This window comes from Frankia sp. AiPa1 (assembly GCF_023243075.1).
In the GTDB taxonomy this organism is placed as follows: domain Bacteria; phylum Actinomycetota; class Actinomycetes; order Frankiales; family Frankiaceae; genus Frankia.
The window spans coordinates 12,529-31,338 of the sequence record NZ_JALKFZ020000159.1 but is presented as its reverse complement, the minus strand read 5'-3'; the positions used below and the strand labels follow the sequence as shown (position 1 = coordinate 31,338).

Sequence of the window (18,810 nt, the reverse complement as noted above, 5' to 3'; positions counted from 1 at the left end):
CCGCTATTTCCACTATTATGTTAAGAAGTGCAGGTAATCGACCTAAGGGACGATCCAAGGGATCAGTCCCGCCGCTTCAACAGACTCACCTTCGCCGATTCCGCCACCCGCATCTCCTCCGATCCGACCCCGGCCCGCACCTGGAGGACCAGTGCGGTGGCGGCACCCTCGTGCGACGCGGTAACCCGGATGGTCTGGTCCGCCGCCATCGCGAACGTCACCTCGACCTGCGTCCCACGCTGGTGGCCGGGCGGAATTCCGGTGATCGCGCCGGCGACGATCACCTTGTTGTCCTCGATCTCCTTGGATTCCGCGGTGGTGCCCTGCTCAAAGACGCGGATGTCGACCTCAGCCTGGTCGTCGGTGACGGTGTAGAACGTGCGGACCACCGAGATCGGCAACGGATCGTTCTGGTGCGCGAGGAAGGCCGCGACCGGGGCACCCCGGTCCTCCGCGAAGATCCCGAAACCACGCGATGTGACATTGGTCACCTTGGTCCGCACCAGGTCGACGACGGATGCCGTCGCGAGGCCCGCCTCGTCGGCGCTGGCCGCGGCCGCCTTCTCGACGTCCGCGTCATCGGCGGCCGCGAGGTCCTGATCCGGGCGCAACGCACCGCTGGCCACCAGATCCGAGTGGACGGCCCGCTCGAGCGCCTTCTTCTGCCCATAGACCGCGGCGCCCTTGGCCACCGCCAGGTCCGGGTCTGCCAGCCGGGAGGCCAGCCCGAAGGAGTCCTGCAGGCTGCGGGCGACCATCGGGGTCTTGCTCATGCCGCCGACCAGCAGGCACAGGTCGATCTTCTCGACGCCCTTCTCCCGGGCCCGGTTCAGCACCGAGCCAGTGAGCTCCAGCGTGCGACGCAACAGCGGGCCGGTGATCTCCTCGAACGTCGCCCGGGTGACCGGCACACTCACCCGGTGACCCTTGTGCACGACCAGGACGTCGACGCTGTCCCGTCCGGACAAGGCGAGCTTGGCGTCCTCGGCGGCGCTCAGCAGCTCCTGCTCGTCGTAGACGTCGTCCAACGGGTCGCCTGCCTCGGGCTCGGCCTCGGTGAACTTCTGCGCCAGGTAGCGGACGAGCTCGTTGTCCCAGTCCGCACCGCCGAGCTCATGGTCGCCGTCGGTGGCGACGACCGTGATCGCGCCCTCGCTCAGCCGGATGACGGTGGTGTCGAACGTGCCGCCGCCGAGGTCGTAGACCAGCACGGTCGACTCCTCGGCGCCCTCCTGACCGAACCCGTAGGCGAACGCCGCGGCGGTCGGCTCGTTGATGATGTCGACGACGTTCAGCCCGGCGAGCTCGCCGGCGAGCTTGGTCGCCTTGCGCTCCTCGTCACCGAAGTAGGCCGGAACGGTGATGACGACGTCCGTCACCGGGACGCCGGCCGCCCGCTCAGCGTCCGCCGCGAGCGCCTTGAGCACCAGGCTCGACACGGCCGCGGCGCTGTACTCGACGTCGTAGGCGACGAAACGCCAGTCGGACGTGCCCATGTGCCGTTTGACCAGCCGGGCGACGTCGTCGGGGCGGATGCGTGCCTGCCGCTTCGCCTGGGTTCCGACCACGAACGTCGTGTCGCTGCCCTGGGAGCCCTCGTCGAAGAGCACCACGGACGGCGTCGTCGGCTGCGACTCGATGTTGCGGATCACGTCAGGCCGACCGTATTCGTCGACCTGGGCGATGCAGGAGTAGGTCGTGCCCAGGTCAATCCCGAACACCTTGGTACCCGCCACCTTCTGGACTCTCCCTTTCACACAAGGTCAACATCTCGCGCGTTGCCGGCGCGTTGAGCCGGCCTGGTGGCCGGTACGCCGACGCTGGAACGGTGCAGCGCAGTGCCGGTGGTCACGCCGTGTGCGGGAACCCGTCAGCGGGCGCGGTAGACCTCGGTCTCCGCGGGCCGCACCACGGTCGCCTCGCCGCGGACGAATCCGGGCCGGACCGTCCGCGCGATCGTCCCGTCCCGCCCGGCGTCGTCGGTGGGCACACGCCGCACCCCCAGGTGCCGCGCCGGATCAAATGTCCCGCCGGGAACGGCCGTGTAGGGGCGGACATCCACGGCGAAGTCGAGCACCTGCAGCAGCTGTTTGCGTAGGATCCCGGCGACGCTCTGTGGATCGTCCGCCCCCAGGCTACCCATCTGGTCGTGCAGTCTGATCAGCCCACGCAGCAGGGGGGCCATCGCCTCGGTCAGCTCGCCCGAGCGCAGCCGGCTGTTCTCCGCGTGGAGCCGGTCCACCAGCTCGGCGTCGTGCCGGCGCAGCCGGGCAAGTTCGTCGACCCGGCTGGCGAGCCGTTCCAGCGCCACCGCCTGAACCGCGCCGACCGAGCCCGCCAGCAGATCGGACGCCGCTGACAGATCAGCCACCGGAACCCCGGCCGCCGGAGCCTGCGCCGCCGGCCCCTCAGTCACCTGTACTTCAGCTACTTCAGCTACTTCAGCCGCCAGTACTTCAGCCGCACGGCTGTCGGGCGCGATGTGGCCGTCGGCCTGGGTGTAGCCGCCGGGGCCGACGTGGTCGGCATGGGGCTCCCCCTCCGATGCCTCGTCATCGGGGCCCCCGCGCAGCCCGCCGTCGGCGTAGCCCGCGGGGGGTGGCGCCGCCGCGCCGTCGGGGATGCCCTCCATGGCCTCACCCGGGACGCCCTCGCCGATGCGCTCGGCGCGAACACTCGAGGCTCCACGCCCGAACCGTGACCCAAACCCACCGGAGACGGCCCGCCGCCAAGCGGACGCGACCCCGCCGTCCTGGTCATCGTCGACCGGACCGTCGGGCGCTGTGTCCCGGCTGGCCTCGCCTCCCCGGCTAGCCTCGCCTTCCCGGACGGGCTCAGCTTCCGATCCGGGCTCGGCTTCCCAGGCAGGCACGGCAGCATGATCACGGTTGAGGCCAGGGTCATGGCCGGCGCCACGGTCACGACCGGACTCGCGGTCACGATCGACACCGCGCTCCAGCCCTCCTGCTGTGACGTGGCCGCTGGAGTCCGGGTAGCCGTCGACGTCGGCGTACCGCTGGTCTGCCGCGGCATAACGATCCGCTTCGTCATAAGGACCGGCCTCGCCAGAACGGCCGGTCCCGACGAAACGACCGGACTCGGCAAAACGGTCAGACTCTGCAAAACGGTCGGCCTCGGCGTAGTGGCCGGACTCGACATAGCCGTCCGGGCCGACACGGTCATCCGAACCGACAGGACCATCCGAACCGACACGGTCATCCGAACCGACATAGCTCTCCGGGTTCGCGTAGCCGCCCGGGCCGGCACTGTCACCGACACCGGTGTAGTCGGAACCGGTGTAGTCATCGGCCTCGACGTATCCGGCACCAGACTGATGCGAGGCGCCATAGTCGGACGAGTTGGCGATGCCGGCACCATCCGCATATCTCTCGTCACCGCGATAGTCACCGACATCGACCGACCCGGCCCGCTCGCCATACCGGTCGGGCTCGCCGCCAGACACACCACGCTCGACATAGGCCTCGGGGTCCGCGTGGGAGCCCGTCTCGTTGTAGGCGCCCGTGCCGTCGAAGGAGCCTGGGCCGTCGTTGGGGTTCGGCGCGGCGTGGGCGTCCGACTCGGTGTAGCTGGTCGAGCCGGCGGGGTGGCGTGGATCGGCCTGGACGGCGAAGCGGCCGTAGCTCGCAGGGTCGGTGCCGCTCGCCGACTCCCGGAAGTTCGTCGACTCCCGGAAGTTCGCAGGATCACCGAAGTTCGCGCGATCACCGAGGTTCGCGGGATCGGTGTAGCGGCTCGCCGGGTCGTCCTGGTTCGCGGGATCAGCGTGGTAGCGGTGGTCGTCCGACGGGCGCGTCGAGCGTGTGCCGAAGCCGCGCACGCCCACCGGCACGGAGGGCACATCCCATTCCGGCGTACGGGCCGGGCCGCCGTTGCCACCGTCCCCGGAGCGGTCATCCGATCCGCTGCCCGCCACACCACCATGCGCCGAGGCATGGTCGGCCGGATCCGACGGATCAGGCACCCGGTCGACGGCGAGCTGGGCGAAGTCCATCGCCGCGTATCGCCGGCTCAGCGCGGGAGCGGGCGTGGATGGGTCGGTGGGATCATCGGCATAGTCCACGGCATCGCGGCCGGCCGCACCACGATCGGCGGCACCACGATCGGCGGCACCACGATCGGCGGCACCACGATCGGCGAGGTCGTCATCGGCGACGTCGTGATCGGCAGCACCGCGATCGACCGCGGGATAGTTGGCCCCGGTAGGACGCCGCTGCTCCTCGGACCGGCCGAAGAAGGTGCTGAGGCTCGCCGGCCGGCCGATCGGGCTCCAAGGACGGGCCGGCTCGTTTCCAACGGGCTCGTTCCTGGCCGGCTCGTTCCTGGCCGGCTCGTTCCTGGCCGGCACAGACTGGCCGACGGAGTCCGCGTACTGGCCCGCTTCCGGATAGCCGACTCCACCGGCATAGCCCACCGAGCCCTCCGGCGGGGAGACCTCCGGATAGCGGGTACCCGCGGGAGGCACCGAGCCCGGCGGTCCCGTCACACCGGGCGTCTCGGCGGACGTGTGGCGGGCCGGGGACCAGACCGCGTCGGCATCCCAGTGCAGTGTCTCCCGCCGCGTCGGGTCCCGGTCACGCTCGGCGGGAGGCGTCCCCTCACGTCCCAGCGGGTCGGGCTCCAACGGATCGCGCCGGCGGGGCGCCGATCGGCGCCGATCCGACGAGTGCCGGCCGGGTGCGCGGGGATCGCCGGCGCCCGGACCGGACGGGAAGGCATCCGCCGCATGCCGGTCAGCCGCGTGGCGGCCGGACACGCGTGGATCCACAGCCCGCGGATCGGCTCCCAGCGGGTCCGCACGGAGCAGACCGGCCCCCGAGCCCGCTTCCCGCGGACCGGCGTCCGGCGAACCGGCCTCCGGCACAGCGGCATAAAGCGGATCGACGTCGAACGGATCGACGTTCCGTGGAGCGCCGTCGCGCGTCCCGGGGTCCCGGGCATTGACGTCCCGAGGGTCCCCGCTGCGCGGATCCGAGTACGCGACGGGCCCGTCGCGGTCGTCCGGCGACTCCGGGCGTGTCGGCCCGGCAGGGAACCAGCTCGTCCGCTCCGTGCGTGGGGCGGGGTCGCGACGTGGCTGGAACATCGGGTATCGATCCTCCTCGCCGCCGGGCGGCGGGACCGGGGGGGTCATCGCGAGGTACCGGCGTGTCTCACTTACGGCCGGCGCTCCAGTTCAGCCCCCATCCGTATGCCTGGTCGAGCTCGCGATGCCCGCTGACGTAACGAATCTCGCGGCTCACGCTGAAGTCGTTGCCAGTATTCGTCAGCAGCGCGATCGCGCACATCCGGGCACCACCCGCCTGCTCGTCCAGGCGTACTTCAATCGGGGCTCCCTGGGCGGGGGTCAGGGTGACGACCGCGTCTGCCTGGTCGAAGGACGCGACACCCTCGTAGATGAAGGCGAAGACCAGCACCCGGCGGATCTGGGCGATCTGGTTGAGGTTGATGTAGAGGTTCTCCCCGCCGACGGCGGCTCCGGTCCGGTCGTCCGCGTCGAGGTTGAGGAACGGCGGCGCGTCGAACGAGCCGAACGCGTTACCCAGCGCCTGGACGACGCCGGAGCGGCCGTCGGCCAGCTCGAACAGGGCGGCCAGGTCGAGGTCGATGCCGCCCGAGGCCGCGCCGAGGACGCGCTTGAGGAACCCGCCCTTCTGGGCGCTGCCCGCGGAGTTCTGGTTCCAGTTCAGGTTGACGTGCAGCCGCCCGCCGCCGCCCTGCTTGCTCAGCGACACGGTCGGGGTGGACTTGGTCAGCGTCACCTTGCTCAGAGACACACCACCGGTACCGGCCGGTGGTGTGTCGGGACGCTTGGAGTAATCGATGCCCATGGGTCCGCTCCCTCGCGGTTGCCGGGTGCCTGCGCGGTCGCCGGACGTCTGCGCGGGTTCCGGATACGTGTGTCGGTCAGATCACTGGATGTTCCCGACGATGTCACATCCGCCGTGCGCCGCTCCATACCCCGCCCGATACCCCGCCCGCGGCGTCGGCGGGCCCTGTCCGCAGCGCTGTCCGCCGACGTCGATCCCGCCCGGAGGATGCCGCGCGGGATCGACGTCGTACCGCGATCGCACTACAACGGCGCCGCGGCCGGCTCTCGGGGCTGTCCCTGCCCGTCGCCGTGCCCCGCGTCGTCGTCGGCGAAGGCCTCATTGCGCCGGTGTCGGATGGACGACACCAGCGCCAGGCCGATGAAGGCCACGCCTACCAGGCCGGTAATGATCTCCGGAACCTCGGTCTCGATGGAGATGGCCAGAATGATCGCCAGCGCGCCGATCGCGTAGTGCGCCCCGTGCTCGAGATAGATGTACTCGGACAGCGTCCCACGCCGAACCAGGTACACCGTCAGCGACCGGATGTACATGGCTCCGATCCCGAGACCGGCGGCGATGACGAAGATGTTCTGAGAGATCGCGAATGCCCCGACGACGCCGTCGAAGGAGAACGACGCGTCGATGACCTCGAGGTAGAGAAACAGGAACGCGGCGGCCCGGCCGGTGGCGAGCACCAGCTTCGGAGTGCCGCCGGCACGGGGGGCCGGCGGGGCGGTGTCCCTGGCCGCCACACCAGCCGCGGCGTCCGCACCAGCGGTGCTGTCGTTGTCAGCGCCGGTGGCATCCTCGTCGTCCTCCTCGCCGACGCCCTGGGCCTCGAAGAACTCCCCGAGCCCGCGCACCCCGAGATAGGTGGCCATGCCCGCGACGCCCGCGGTGAGCACCTGCTGGGTGTGGTCACCCGAGAACGCCTCGCCGACGACGAGCAGCGCGACGAGGGCCACCACGATCGGAATCACGTCAAGCTGGCCCGCCCGGCGCAGTGGCTCCTCCAGTTTCTTGATCCACTGGATCTCCCGCTCGCTGTCGAAGAGGAAGTCCAGAAAGATCATAAAGAGGAAGATCCCGCCGAACGCGGCGATCGCCGGATGCGCGTTGCCGAGCTTCTCGGCGTACTGGCTGCTGTCGTTGAGTGCCAGGTCGAACACGTGCACCGGGCCAAGATGCGCGGTCAGCGCCACGATCACGATCGGGAAGAGCAGCCGCATACCGAACACGGCGATGACGACACCGAGCGTCAGGAAGATCTTCTGCCACCACGGGCTCATGCGACGAAGGATCGTCGCGTTGATCACCGCGTTGTCGAAGGAAAGGCTGATCTCGAGGATCGCGAGAATAGCCACGAGGGCCGCATCCCGGGGACCGCCGAGCACTCCTGCCGCGGCCACCCCCAGGGCAGTGATCGCAAAGGACCACCCAAAGATCCGCAAGGCGTGCACGCCTATCAACACCTCTCCGGACCGATTGCCAGACTCCGGTCACCCGGCCAGTCCGCGCGGGCGGATCCGCGGTCCGTCGGATCACGCCAGGTCGCTCGAACGTGCCGGCGACCGCGTCGATCCCACGGCCGGGGCCCCGGTCGGCGGTCGACGGCATCGTAGCCGCTCACGGCTGGTGCGCGGCCCGACAAATTACTTACACCGGGCGACCAGCACCCCGGCCCGCGGCCGGGCACCGGGTCCCGGTCAGACGTCGAACCCCGGTCGGACGTCGAGCCCTCAGTCGGACACCGGGTCCCGGTCAGACGTCGAACCCCGGTCAGACGTTGACGCCGAAGTCCCGGGCGATGCCGGCAAGGCCCGCGGCGTAGCCCTGGCCGACGGCGCGGAACTTCCAGTCGCTGCCGTGCCGGTAGACCTCGCCGAAGACCATCGCGGTCTCGGTGGAGGCGTCCTCGGTGAGGTCGTAGCGGGCGATCTCGGTGTTGCCGGTGCCGTTGACGACCCGGATGAAGGCGTTGCGGACCTGACCGAAATTCTGCTGGCGCGAGTCCGCGTCGTAGATCGACACCGGAAAGACGATCTTGTCGATCTCGGTGGGCAGCGAGGCGAGGTTCACGGTGATCGCCTCGTCGTCGCCCTCGCCCTCGCCGGTGAGGTTGTCGCCCTGGTGCTGGATCGCGTCGTCCGGGCTCTTGAGGTTGTTGAAGAAGACGAAGTACCCGTCCGAGACGACCTTGCCGTCGGCCCGGCACGCGATGGCGCTGGCGTCCAGGTCGAAGTCGGCGCCGGTCGTGCTACGCACGTCCCAGCCGAGACCGACCAGGATGCTGGTCAGGCCGGGTGCCTCCTTGGTCAGCGAGACGTTGCCGCCCTTGCTGAGGCTCACTCCCACGTTTCTCTCTCCCCTTACGGTGCGTTGACGGCTACCGGCTCGACTGCGGTCGGTATGCGTACAACTTCGGTGTCGGTCAACTGCGGTTACGCTCACCCGCGGTGCGGTCACCGAGGTGGCGCGCTGTGCCACGGTGCGATCCGGGCGCCGGCAGCGTACTGCTGACCATGGCGGTCAGAGATGTGGCTCCGCCCGGGCAGGCCACGCGCCGGCAGTGCCAGCGCGCCGCGTTGTGGGCGCGACGTCACGGGTGCGCCGCCCCGCCCGACCTGACGTCCATGTCCTCGGCCGCCCCTGTTCCCTGCCGATCTGTGTGTCCTGCCGATCCGTGTGTCCTGCCGCTCTCTCTGCACTGCGGGACGAACGAAGGATGCGGCAGGTTCCCAGGCGTTCCCCAGAGAGATGCGTCACGCGGCCGTAACAGAGGGCCGCGTCGTAACGTCACTGGAAACTGCGCCCTGCACCGGCGTGGACGGATCCTCACCGCAGTCCCAACTGTTACCGGGCTGATCGTCGGCCGTCCGGGCACCAGGTGGCACCGATATGGCCACGAAAGCCCACGCCGGACCGCACAACGGACGCGGTTCGGACGTTCGTCGGCACGGCAACCGGGGAACATCGGCTCCAGTGCAGACCATCCGGACGGTGCCAACGGGCCCACCCCGACCTCAACTATCACCCACGCGATGGTCGCGGGCAGTTCACACAGAGGTGTCGCTATTCGCCACGTGCAGGGCGGACCATTGAGGCGTGGTTCGTCTGGATAAGGTCGCCATGATGATCGGACGTTCAGTAGGCCGGGTTGTCATCTCCGACGTGACCCCGGTCGTGTCGTGCGGCCAGTGGCCAGCGCGCGCGGTCGTGGGCGAGAAAATTACCGTGGGCGCGACCGTCTTTCGGGAGGGTCACGATCTCATCGGTGCGAACGTCGTGTTGTCCGGGCCGGATGGCCAGGGCACGCCGTTCGTTCCGATGCGCGTCGGCGCCGCGGGCACCGACCGCTTCGAGGCGGATATCACCGTGGGCGACTCCGGCCTGTGGGGGTACCGCGTCGAGGCGTGGGCGGATCCCGTGGCCACCTGGCGCCATGGCATCGAACTGAAGGTCGGCGCGGGCCAGACCGTCGACGAGCTCGCGGTCGACTTCGAGGACGGCGCACGGCTGCTGCTGCGGGCGCTGCCAGGCGTGCCGGAGGGCCGGCGGGCGGAGATCGCCCGCGCGGTCGCCTTCCTGCGCGACGACGCCCAGGAGGATCCGCACGCCCGGATCGCCGCCGCCCTCGACGCGCGTCTGGCCAGCCTGCTGGACGCGTTCCCGCTGCGTGAACTGGTCACCCGCTCGCAGTTGTACCGGGTGTGGGTGGACCGGCCCAGGGCCCTCTACGGCAGCTGGTACGAGATGTTTCCCCGCTCGGAGGGGGCCACTTTGGACCCCCCGCGCTCGGGCACCTTCCTCAGCGCCACCGAGCGGCTGGCCGAGGTCGCCGCGATGGGCTTCGACGTGGTGTACCTGCCGCCGATCCACCCGATCGGCGAGATCAACCGCAAGGGCCCGAACAACACCCTCACGCCCGGCCCGGACGACCCGGGCTCGCCCTGGGCGATCGGCAGCGAGCAGGGCGGCCACGACGCGGTGCACCCCGACCTGGGCACGATCGAGGACTTCGATCTGTTCGTCGCCCGGGCCCGGTCACTCGGCCTGGAGATCGCCCTCGATCTGGCCCTGCAGTGCGCGCCGGACCATCCGTGGGCCAAGCATCACCCGGAATGGTTCATCGTGCGCAGTGACGGCTCGATCGCCTACGCCGAGAACCCGCCGAAGAAGTACCAGGACATCTACCCGCTGAACTTCGACACGGACCCGAACGGGCTTTACCAGGAGATCCTGCGGGTCGTCCGGCACTGGACCGCTCACGGAGTGCGCATCTTCCGGGTGGACAACCCGCACACGAAGCCGGTCGAGTTCTGGGAATGGCTCATCGCCCAGGTGAAGGCGACCGAGCCGGACGTGCTGTTCCTCGCCGAGGCGTTCACCCGGCCGGCGATGATGCACACCCTGGCCAAGGTCGGATTCACGCAGTCATACACGTACTTCACCTGGCGTAACGAGAAGTGGGAGCTGGAGGAGTACGCCGCCGAGCTGCTTGCCGCCGCGCACTACATGCGGCCGAACTTCTTCGTGAACACGCCGGACATCCTGCCGGGTTATCTGCAGGACGGCGGGCAGGCGGCGTTCCGGATCCGGGCGGTGCTCGCGGCGACGCTGTCACCGACCTGGGGGGTGTACGCCGGCTACGAGCTGTACGAGAACGTGCCGGTCCGCCCGGGCAGCGAGGAGTACCTGGACTCCGAGAAGTACCAGTACCGCCCCCGGGACTGGGCGGCGGCCGAACGTGCCGGCCGCTCGCTCGCCCCGTACCTGGCCCGGCTCAACCAGATCCGCCGCGCCCACCCCGCTCTGCACTGGCTGCGCAACCTGCACCTGCACCACGCCGACAGCGACCAGATCATGGTCTACTCGAAGCGCCTCGAGCCAGCCGACGCCCCCCGCGCCGAGTTCGTTCCCGCCCTGCCCGGCACCGCACCGGCGGCGGTCGTGCGCGCGGGGTCCACCGCCGACGCCGCGACCCCCGCCTCGGCCGCCCACGCGGCGACCACGGCCCCGTATCCGACGACCGACGACCGTACGGCCGCCGGCCCGACGGCCAGCGACACCGTGATCGTCATCGTCAACCTGGACCCGCACCACGCGCACGAGACCACGGTGCGGCTCGACCTGCCCGCCCTCGGCCTCGAGTGGCACGACACCTTCGAGGTCATGGACGAGATCACCGGGGCCACCTACCAGTGGGGACGGGACAACTACGTCCGGCTGGACCCGGCGGCCGAGCCCGCGCACGTCCTCACCGTGCGGCCCCGGCCATGACGGACGTGTTCGACGGCGTCGGGCCGGACGTGGGCGAGATCATCATCAACAACGATCCGGAGCCGCTGAGCGAGCCGATCGGCGCCGACACGCCGGGGCCTGCGCCCACCGGCCCCGGCGGCGAGTCCGCCCGCGACCCGCACTGGTACAAGCGGGCCGTGTTCTACGAGGTCCTGATCCGTGGCTTCGCGGACTCCAACGGCGACGGCACCGGGGACATCCGGGGCCTGATCTCCAAGCTCGACTACCTGGAGTGGCTCGGCGTCGACTGCCTCTGGTTGCTGCCGATCTACTCCTCGCCGCTGCGCGACGGCGGCTACGACATCGCCGACTACTTTCAGATCCTGCCCGAGTTCGGTGATCTGGGGGACTTCGTCTCGCTCGTCGACGAGGCCCACCGGCGCGGCATCCGGATCATCGCCGACCTGGTGATGAACCACACCTCGGACGCCCACCCGTGGTTCCAGGCCTCCCGCTCGGACCCGGACGGCCCGTACGGGGACTTCTACGTCTGGTCCGACACCGACGAGCGCTACCCGGACGCCCGGATCATCTTCGTCGACACCGAGAGGTCGAACTGGTCCTGGGACCCGGTGCGCGGCCAGTACTACTGGCACCGTTTCTTTTCCCACCAGCCCGACCTCAACTATGACAACCCGGACGTCCAGGAGGCGATGCTCGAAGTCCTGCGCTTCTGGCTGGACCTCGGCATCGACGGGTTCCGGCTCGACGCCGTCCCGTACCTGTACGTGCGGGACAACACCAACGGCGAGAACCTGCCGGAAACACACGAGTACCTGCGGCGGGTACGCAAGGAGGTCGACGCGAAGTACGCCGACCGGGTGCTGCTCGCCGAGGCCAACCAGTGGCCCTCCGACGTCGTCGAATACTTCGGCAACGACGACGAGTGCCACATGGCGTTCCACTTCCCGCTGATGCCGCGCATCTTCATGGCGGTGCGGCGCGAGTCACGCTACCCCATCTCGGAAATTCTTGCCCAGACGCCGCACATTCCACAGAACTGCCAATGGGGCATCTTTCTCCGCAACCACGACGAGCTGACCCTCGAGATGGTCGCGGACGACGAACGCGACTACATGTGGGCGGAGTACGCCAAGGACCCCCGCATGAAGGCGAACATCGGTATCCGCCGCCGGCTCGCGCCGCTGCTCGACAACAGTCGTGACCAGATGGAGCTGTTCACCGCGCTGCTGCTGTCGCTGCCCGGATCCCCGGTGCTGTACTACGGCGACGAGATCGGCATGGGCGACAACATCTACCTCGGCGACCGCGACAGCGTCCGCACCCCGATGCAGTGGTCGCCCGATCGCAACGCGGGTTTCTCCACCTCCGACCCCGCCCAGCTGTACCTGCCGCTGATCATGGATCCGGTCTACGGGTATCAGGGGCTCAACGTCGAGGCGGGCCAGCGGACGCAGACCTCGTTCCTGTCCTGGACCCGGCGGATGATCGAGGTACGCAAGCGGCACCCCGTCTTCGGCCTGGGCAGCTTCGAGGAGCTGGCCGCGTCCAACCCGTCAGTGTTCGCCTACGTGCGCGAGTTCGGCGATGACAGCGTGCTGTGCGTGGCGAACCTGTCCCGCTTCGCGCAGCCGGTGGAGCTCGACCTGCGGCGGTTCGAGGGAATGGTGCCCGTCGAACTCCTCGGCCGGGTGCATTTCCCGCCGATCGGCGAGCTGCCGTACCTGCTGACCCTGCCAGGACATGGACATTACTGGTTCGCGCTGACCAGACAGGGGGAATTCACCCCCTAGCAGGTCCTCGCCGTCCAGCCGGCTGCCGTCGTCCCAGGTGATCCGCCGCCGCCCGACCGACCAGGGCCAACCGGCCAGGACGGTGAGGGGCCGGCGCGGATGCCAACACCGGCGGAGCACGACCCATGAAAGGTACTTTCAGGATATTCGACGTTAGGTGCAATAATGATCGTCGACTGCGGGCAGTGGGAGGCCGAGGATGGGTGACCACCATGGCGAACTGACCGGCCTGTTGACGGACTGGTTGCCTCGCCAGCGCTGGTTCGCCGGGAAGGGCCGCAGCGGCGGCCGGCTGCGGATCCATCGCGATGCCGCGCTGGGCGGGCTGCGCCTGCTGGTCGTCGAGGTCGCCTATGACCGAGGCCCGGCCGACTACTACCAGGTCCCGCTGGTTCTGCGCGCCGACGCCCCGCACGGCCACGAGGGCTTCCTGCTCGGGGAGTGTGCCGGCGGTCTGGTCTACGACGGGCTGTCCGACCCGGCCGGCACCGCCGCCCTGCTGGAGTTCCTCGCCCGCGCCGCACACCACGGCGACCTCGTCGCCGAGCGGCAGCCGGCACCAGCGCCGGACGACGGCTTTCGGGTGCCGCTGGCGGACCTGCCCGCCGCCCCGGTCGGAGTCGAGCAGTCCAACTCGTCGATCATCTATGGGGACGCGTACATCCTCAAGGTGTTCCGCCGGCTGTGGCCCGGGCAGAACCCTGACCTGGAGGTCACCCGGGCGCTGGCCACGGCCGGCAGCTCCCACATCGCCGCCCCCGTCGCGTGGTACTCGGGCACGGTGCAGGGCGTCCCCACCACCTTCGGATTCCTGCAGGAGTTCCTGCGCAGCGGCAGTGAGGGCTGGCGCCTCGCCCTGGCCAGCGTTCGCGACCTGTACGCCGAGGCGGACCTGCACCCCGACGAGGTGGGCGGCGACTTCGCGGCCGAGTCCGAGCGCCTCGGCGCCGCCACCGCCGAGGTGCACGCCGACCTCGCCCGGGTACTGCCGACCCGCCCCGCGACCACGGACGACCTGCGCGACCTGGTCGCCTACCTGCACGGCCGGCTCCACGCCGCGCTCGACGGCGTCGAGCGGCTGCACCCCTATGCGGACGCCGTACGGGCCGCCTACGACGAGCTTGCCGGCACGGCGCCGAATGCCCTCCATCCCCGTCCATTCCAACGACTTCACGGCGACCTGCATCTCGGCCAGGTGCTCCGGGTCGACTCCGGCTGGGTGCTGTTCGACTTCGAGGGTGAACCGGCCCGTCCCGTCGCCGACCGGACCGGGCTCGAGTCGCCGCTACGCGACGTCGCCGGGATGCTGCGCTCGTTCGACTACGCCGCCCGTTCCCTGCAGCTCGAGCGGGCCGACGAGCCAGCGCTGGCCTACCGGGCCCAGGAGTGGGCGCAGCGCAACCAGAACGCCTTCCTCCAGGGCTACGCGGGCGCGGCTGGGCGCGACCCTCGTGACGATGCGGCGTTGCTACGCGCGTTCGAGCTCGACAAGGCCGTCTACGAGGTGCTCTACGAGGCACGTCATCGTCCCGGCTGGGTGCAGATTCCCCTGGCCGCGGTCACTCGCCTCACCGAGACCACCGAGTCAGCCGCAGCCACCACTCCGGCGGCCCCCGCCGGCTAGGCCGTCGTGCCGCCGGGCCCGCGGCCATGCCCGTTCGCCCGGATCGACCGACCTGACTGAATCGACCACCCGACCCCCAAGCGGAGAGAGGCAGGGGTGTCCCAGTGAACAACGGCAGTGTCACCAACGGCAGTGTCACCGGCGGCAGTGTCACCAGCGGCGATGTCACCAGCGGCACGGCGCGGTCGGGACGCCGCGGCGCCGAGGTCGCAGCCGGCCGACCGTCCCCGGCCGGCCCCGATGCGCCGATCCGCGACTGGGAGGGTCGAGTGGCCCTGGCCGACCGTGCACCCGTGGCCGCGACCGAGGCTGGGCCCGCCAGTGCGGCTGGGCCCGCTGGTGAGACTGGGTCCGCTGGTGAGGCTGGGTCCGCTGGTGAGGCTGCGCTCGCTGGTGAGGCTGCGCTCGCTGGTGAGACTGGGTCCGCCGACGCGCCGGTGCTCGGTCCGAAACCGGAGCTGGGCCTGCCGCACGGCACGCTCGAGCGACTGGTCGCCGGCACGTTCCATGATCCGCATGCTCTGCTCGGCGCGCACCCGGCCGGCGACTGGACAATCGTGCGGGTGCTGCGCCCGGATGCCAGCGCCATCAGCCTGCTCATCGGCGAGCAGCGGCATCCGGCCAGCCGGCTGCACAGCGGCGGGGTGTTCGCCGCAGCCCTGCCCGGCTACCTGCCTGACTACCGGATCGAGGTGGTCTACCCGCACGCCACGGCCCTCGTCGACGACCCGTACCGCCACCTCCCGACCGTCGGCGAGATCGACCGTCACCTGATCAGCGAGGGGCGCCACGAGCAGCTGTGGAAGGTGCTCGGCGCCCATATCCGGACGCTGCGCACACACGGCGGGTTGGCCGTCACCGGCGTCAGTTTCGCGGTGTGGGCCCCGTCGGCGCGGGGAGTGCGACTCGTCGGCGACTTCGACTTCTGGGACGGCCGGGCCTTCCCGATGCGTTCGCTGGGCGGCTGCGGGGTGTGGGAGCTGTTCGTCCCCGGCGCCGGCGCGGGGCTGCGCTACAAGTACGAGATTCTCGGCTTCGACGGGGTCTGGCGGCAGAAGGCCGACCCGATGGCTTTCCGCACCGAGGTCCCGCCGGCCACCGCGAGCGTCGTCACCCGATCGGTCTACAGCTGGGAGGACGAGGCCTGGCTCGCTCGCCGTGCCCAGACCGCCTGGCACGCCGAGCCGATCAGCGTCTACGAGGTGCATCTCGGCTCGTGGCGGCGCGGGCTGTCCTACCGTGAGCTGGCCGAGCAGCTCACCGCCTACGTCCGGGACAACGGCTTCACCCACGTCGAGATGCTGCCCGTCGCCGAGCACCCCTTCGGCGGCTCGTGGGGATACCAGGTCTCCGCGTACTACGCCCCGTCGGCACGCTTCGGCACTCCGGACGAGTTCCGCCACCTTGTCGACGCGCTGCACCAGGCGGGCATCGGCGTGATAGTCGACTGGGTTCCCGCGCACTTCCCGCGGGACGCCTGGGCGCTGGGGCGCTTCGACGGCACTCCCCTGTACGAGCACCCCGACCCGCGCCGCGGCGAGCAGCCCGACTGGGGCACCTATGTGTTCGACGTCGGCCGTCCCGAGGTGCGCAACTTCCTCGTCGCCAACGCCCTGTACTGGTTCGAGGAGTTCCACGTCGACGGACTGCGGGTCGACGCCGTCGCCTCGATGCTCTACCTCGACTACTCCCGCGCCGAGGGCCAGTGGCTGCCCAACGAGCATGGCGGACGGGAGAACCTCGACGCGGTCGCCTTCCTGCAGGAGACCAACGCGATGGTCTACCGCCATTTCCCCGGCGCCATGATGATCGCCGAGGAGTCGACCGCCTGGCCAGGCGTCACTCGGCCCACCCACCTGGGCGGGCTCGGCTTCGGCTTCAAATGGAACATGGGCTGGATGCACGACACGCTGGAATACACCTCCCACCAGCCGGTGCACCGCAGCTTCCACCATCACCAGATGACGTTCTCGATGGTCTACGCCTACTCCGAGAACTACATCCTCCCGTACAGCCACGACGAGGTCGTCCACGGCAAGGGGTCGATGCTGCGCCGGATGCCCGGCAACCGCTGGGAGCAGCTGGCGAACCTGCGCGCACTCTACGCTTACATGTGGTCGCATCCTGGCAAGAAGCTGCTGTTCATGGGCAGCGAGTTCGGCCAGGACAACGAGTGGAACGAGGCGACCTCCCTCGACTGGCCGCTGCTCGACGAGCCGGGTCACCACGGCGTCGCCACCCTCATCCGCGACCTCAACGCGCTGTACCGCGGCTTCCCGGAGCTCTACCGCCGCGACGTCGACCCGACCGGCTTCTCCTGGATCGACGCGAACGACACCGGCAACAACGTGATCTCGTTCCTGCGCTGGTCCGGCCCGGTCGACCCCGGCTCGTCCGGCGCTGGCTCGTCCGGCGCTGGCTCGGTGGGCGCTGGTTCGTCCGGCTCGGGGACGCTTGCCTGCATCACGAACTTCGCCGGCGTCGCGCACCACCACCACCGGATCGGCCTGCCGTTCCCGGGACGTTGGCGGGAGGTGCTCAACACCGACAGCCAGCGTTACGGCGGCACCAACCTCGGCAACCTGGGCGGCGTCATCGCCACCGACGAGCCGCGCCACGGCCTGCCCGCGTCCGCATCGGTGACCCTGCCCGTCCTCGGTGCCATCTGGCTGCGCCACGACCCCGACGGCACCGCCTGACCGACTCCGCACCGCCTGACCGACTCCACCACACGGGGCGGCCGGCCAGCGTCCGGCGCCGGGCCACCCGGGGTGACGTCGGGTGGCCCGGACGCGGGCAGCTCAGACGCGGACTGGTCAGAACAGGGCAGCGGCCAGCGCGCGGCGGGCCGGGGCGACCGCGGGATCCTCCTCGCCCAGAGCCTGGAAGAGGCCGACCAGGTGGGCGCGGACCTGCTCACGCTCGGGACCGGAGGTGCCGCGCACCAAGGCGACGAGATCCGCGAGGGCGCCGGGGGTGTCGCCCTCGGCCAGACGCAGGTCGGAGGCAGCGATCGCGGCGTCGACGTCGTCCGGGTTGGCGGCGAGGCGGGCGCGTATCTCGGCCGGGTTGTGGTCGCGCACCCGGCGCAGGAGCTCGGCGCGGGCAAGACCGATGGCGGCCTCCGGGTCTCCGGGCGCCTCCTGGAGGCGGACCCGGTAGGACGCGATCGCCGTGTCGAGGTCGCCGTGGGTCAGGGCCTCCTCGGCGGCGGCGAGACGCGGGTCCCGCGCGGGCTCCTGCGCATCCCCTCCCGGTACGCCGCCCTGCGCCCCGCCGGTGGCCTCGGCGACGAAGGACAGAAGCTGGTCGAGCCAGGTTCGGACCTCGCGCTCGGGCACGGCGCCGGTGAACTCGCCGATGATCCGCCCACCGATGACCGCCTTCACGGCCGGGATGCCCTGCACACCGGCCGCCTGCGCCAGCTGCGGGTTGGCGTCGACATCGACCTTCGCCAGGATCCAGCGGCCGCCGTCAGCCTCGGCGAGCTTCTCCAGCACCGGACTGAGCTGTTTACACGGCCCGCACCACGAGGCCCAGAAGTCGAGCACGACCGGCACCTGCATGGAACGGTTGATCACGTCGGTCTGGAAGGTCGCCTCGGTGACGTCGATCACCACCGGGCCGGGCGGAGCGCCGGCCGGGGCAGTGCCGCCGGGCCCGGCCGCGGCGGGGGCGGGAGCGGGGTTTGCCGGCGGGGGCGGGGCAGCCGGCTTGGGATCAAGCGGGACGGCGCCGGCGAGGCGCAGGCCGCCGAGGCTGTCGGGTAGTCGCCCGGGTCGTCCCGGGCCTCCCGCGCCCCGCGGCGATCCGGATGGAACTGGTGGCCTACGTTGCATGCCTCCATCGTGACATCCGAGGCGCGTCCACGGAGGTGCCGGCGGACGCCAGTTCGGGCCCCGATGTCGCCCCGCGGCGCCTGTTCGTCCGCGGGGACGCGCTTTGCCGCCGAATCCGGGCGGCTCCCGGCCCTCAGCCGGCCGGTTGCTGGCGGGGTTCGCCGTCGTCCTCGGCGAGGATGCGCTCGATGCTCGCCACCTTGGCGTGCAGGGCGTCGTCGACGCCGGCGCGCAGGTCCGCCTTGAGGACCAGACTCACCCGGCCCGCGCGGGCGCCGACGGCCGCGGTCGCGCGGCGCACCACGTCCATGACCTCGTCCCAGTCACCCTCGACCGTCGTGAACATCGCGTTCGTCTCGTGCGGCAGGCCGCTGGCGCGCACGACCCGGACCGCCTCGGCGACAAGCTCCGCGACACCCTCGCCGACTCCGATGGGCGTGACACTGAAGGCTACGAGCATG

At 70.4% G+C, this 18,810-nt stretch carries 11 protein-coding genes; 4 read left to right on the top strand and 7 right to left on the bottom strand.

The features are described 5' to 3' along the window. Positions 1–62: 62 nt before the first annotated feature. From MXD95_RS18035 to MXD95_RS18015, 5 genes are all read right to left on the bottom strand, one after another. The gene (locus MXD95_RS18035; RefSeq protein WP_250641824.1) at positions 63–1,736 is read right to left on the bottom strand and encodes an Hsp70 family protein; all 1,674 of its coding nucleotides are present in this window, start codon (positions 1,734–1,736) and stop codon (positions 63–65) included. Between the two features lie 134 nt (positions 1,737–1,870). Further along, positions 1,871–4,774, bottom strand: coding sequence for a hypothetical protein (locus MXD95_RS18030; RefSeq protein WP_250641823.1), 2,904 nt, complete (start codon positions 4,772–4,774; stop codon positions 1,871–1,873). Between the two features lie 397 nt (positions 4,775–5,171). Beyond that, entirely contained in the window at positions 5,172–5,849 is a 678-nt protein-coding gene (locus MXD95_RS18025; protein WP_250641822.1) for a TerD family protein, read from the bottom strand. Positions 5,850–6,091: 242 nt separating this feature from the next. Continuing rightward, the gene (locus MXD95_RS18020) at positions 6,092–7,291 is read right to left on the bottom strand and encodes a DUF475 domain-containing protein (protein WP_250641821.1); all 1,200 of its coding nucleotides are present in this window, start codon (positions 7,289–7,291) and stop codon (positions 6,092–6,094) included. Between the two features lie 319 nt (positions 7,292–7,610). Further along, positions 7,611–8,186 (bottom strand): TerD family protein, encoded by a 576-nt coding sequence (locus MXD95_RS18015; protein ID WP_250641820.1) that lies wholly within the window; start codon positions 8,184–8,186, stop codon positions 7,611–7,613. A 774-nt stretch (positions 8,187–8,960) separates the two neighbouring features. On the opposite strand from MXD95_RS18015, the gene MXD95_RS18010 reads away from it, so the two are divergent. The 4 genes from MXD95_RS18010 to glgB all read left to right on the top strand — a co-directional run bounded on the left by MXD95_RS18010 (position 8,961) and on the right by glgB (position 17,209). Then, on the top strand, positions 8,961–11,111 hold the full coding sequence (locus MXD95_RS18010) for an alpha-1,4-glucan--maltose-1-phosphate maltosyltransferase (protein WP_250641840.1): 2,151 nt from the start codon (positions 8,961–8,963) through the stop codon (positions 11,109–11,111). Next, entirely contained in the window at positions 11,108–12,886 is a 1,779-nt protein-coding gene (treS, locus tag MXD95_RS18005; RefSeq protein WP_250641819.1) for a maltose alpha-D-glucosyltransferase, read from the top strand. Before MXD95_RS18010 ends, treS begins: the two co-directional genes overlap by 4 nt. A 199-nt stretch (positions 12,887–13,085) precedes the next feature. After that, on the top strand, positions 13,086–14,510 hold the full coding sequence (locus tag MXD95_RS18000; protein ID WP_250641818.1) for a maltokinase N-terminal cap-like domain-containing protein: 1,425 nt from the start codon (positions 13,086–13,088) through the stop codon (positions 14,508–14,510). Positions 14,511–14,614: 104 nt separating this feature from the next. Continuing rightward, complete coding sequence (gene glgB / locus MXD95_RS17995; RefSeq protein ID WP_250641817.1) at positions 14,615–17,209, top strand: 1,4-alpha-glucan branching protein GlgB; 2,595 nt, start codon at positions 14,615–14,617, stop codon at positions 17,207–17,209. Positions 17,210–17,326: 117 nt separating this feature from the next. Here glgB and MXD95_RS17990 read toward each other — a convergent pair whose 3' ends face one another. Both MXD95_RS17990 and MXD95_RS17985 read right to left on the bottom strand, forming a co-directional pair. Continuing rightward, positions 17,327–18,349 carry a tetratricopeptide repeat protein gene (locus tag MXD95_RS17990; protein WP_250641816.1) on the bottom strand — a complete coding sequence of 341 codons (1,023 nt, stop codon included), beginning with the start codon at positions 18,347–18,349 and terminating at the stop codon, positions 17,327–17,329. Positions 18,350–18,482: 133 nt separating this feature from the next. Next, positions 18,483–18,809 carry an MTH1187 family thiamine-binding protein gene (locus MXD95_RS17985; RefSeq protein ID WP_250641815.1) on the bottom strand — a complete coding sequence of 109 codons (327 nt, stop codon included), beginning with the start codon at positions 18,807–18,809 and terminating at the stop codon, positions 18,483–18,485. Position 18,810: the final 1 nt, after the last annotated feature.

Coding starts and splice junctions, on each gene's coding strand:
- MXD95_RS18000 (WP_250641818.1), top strand. CDS start 13,086: ATGGGTGACCACCATGGCGAACTGACCGGCCTGTTGACGGACTGGTTG.
- MXD95_RS18025 (WP_250641822.1), bottom strand. CDS start 5,849: ATGGGCATCGATTACTCCAAGCGTCCCGACACACCACCGGCCGGTACC.
- MXD95_RS17990 (WP_250641816.1), bottom strand. CDS start 18,349: ATGCAACGTAGGCCACCAGTTCCATCCGGATCGCCGCGGGGCGCGGGA.
- treS (WP_250641819.1), top strand. CDS start 11,108: ATGACGGACGTGTTCGACGGCGTCGGGCCGGACGTGGGCGAGATCATC.
- MXD95_RS18010 (WP_250641840.1), top strand. CDS start 8,961: ATGATGATCGGACGTTCAGTAGGCCGGGTTGTCATCTCCGACGTGACC.
- MXD95_RS17985 (WP_250641815.1), bottom strand. CDS start 18,809: ATGCTCGTAGCCTTCAGTGTCACGCCCATCGGAGTCGGCGAGGGTGTC.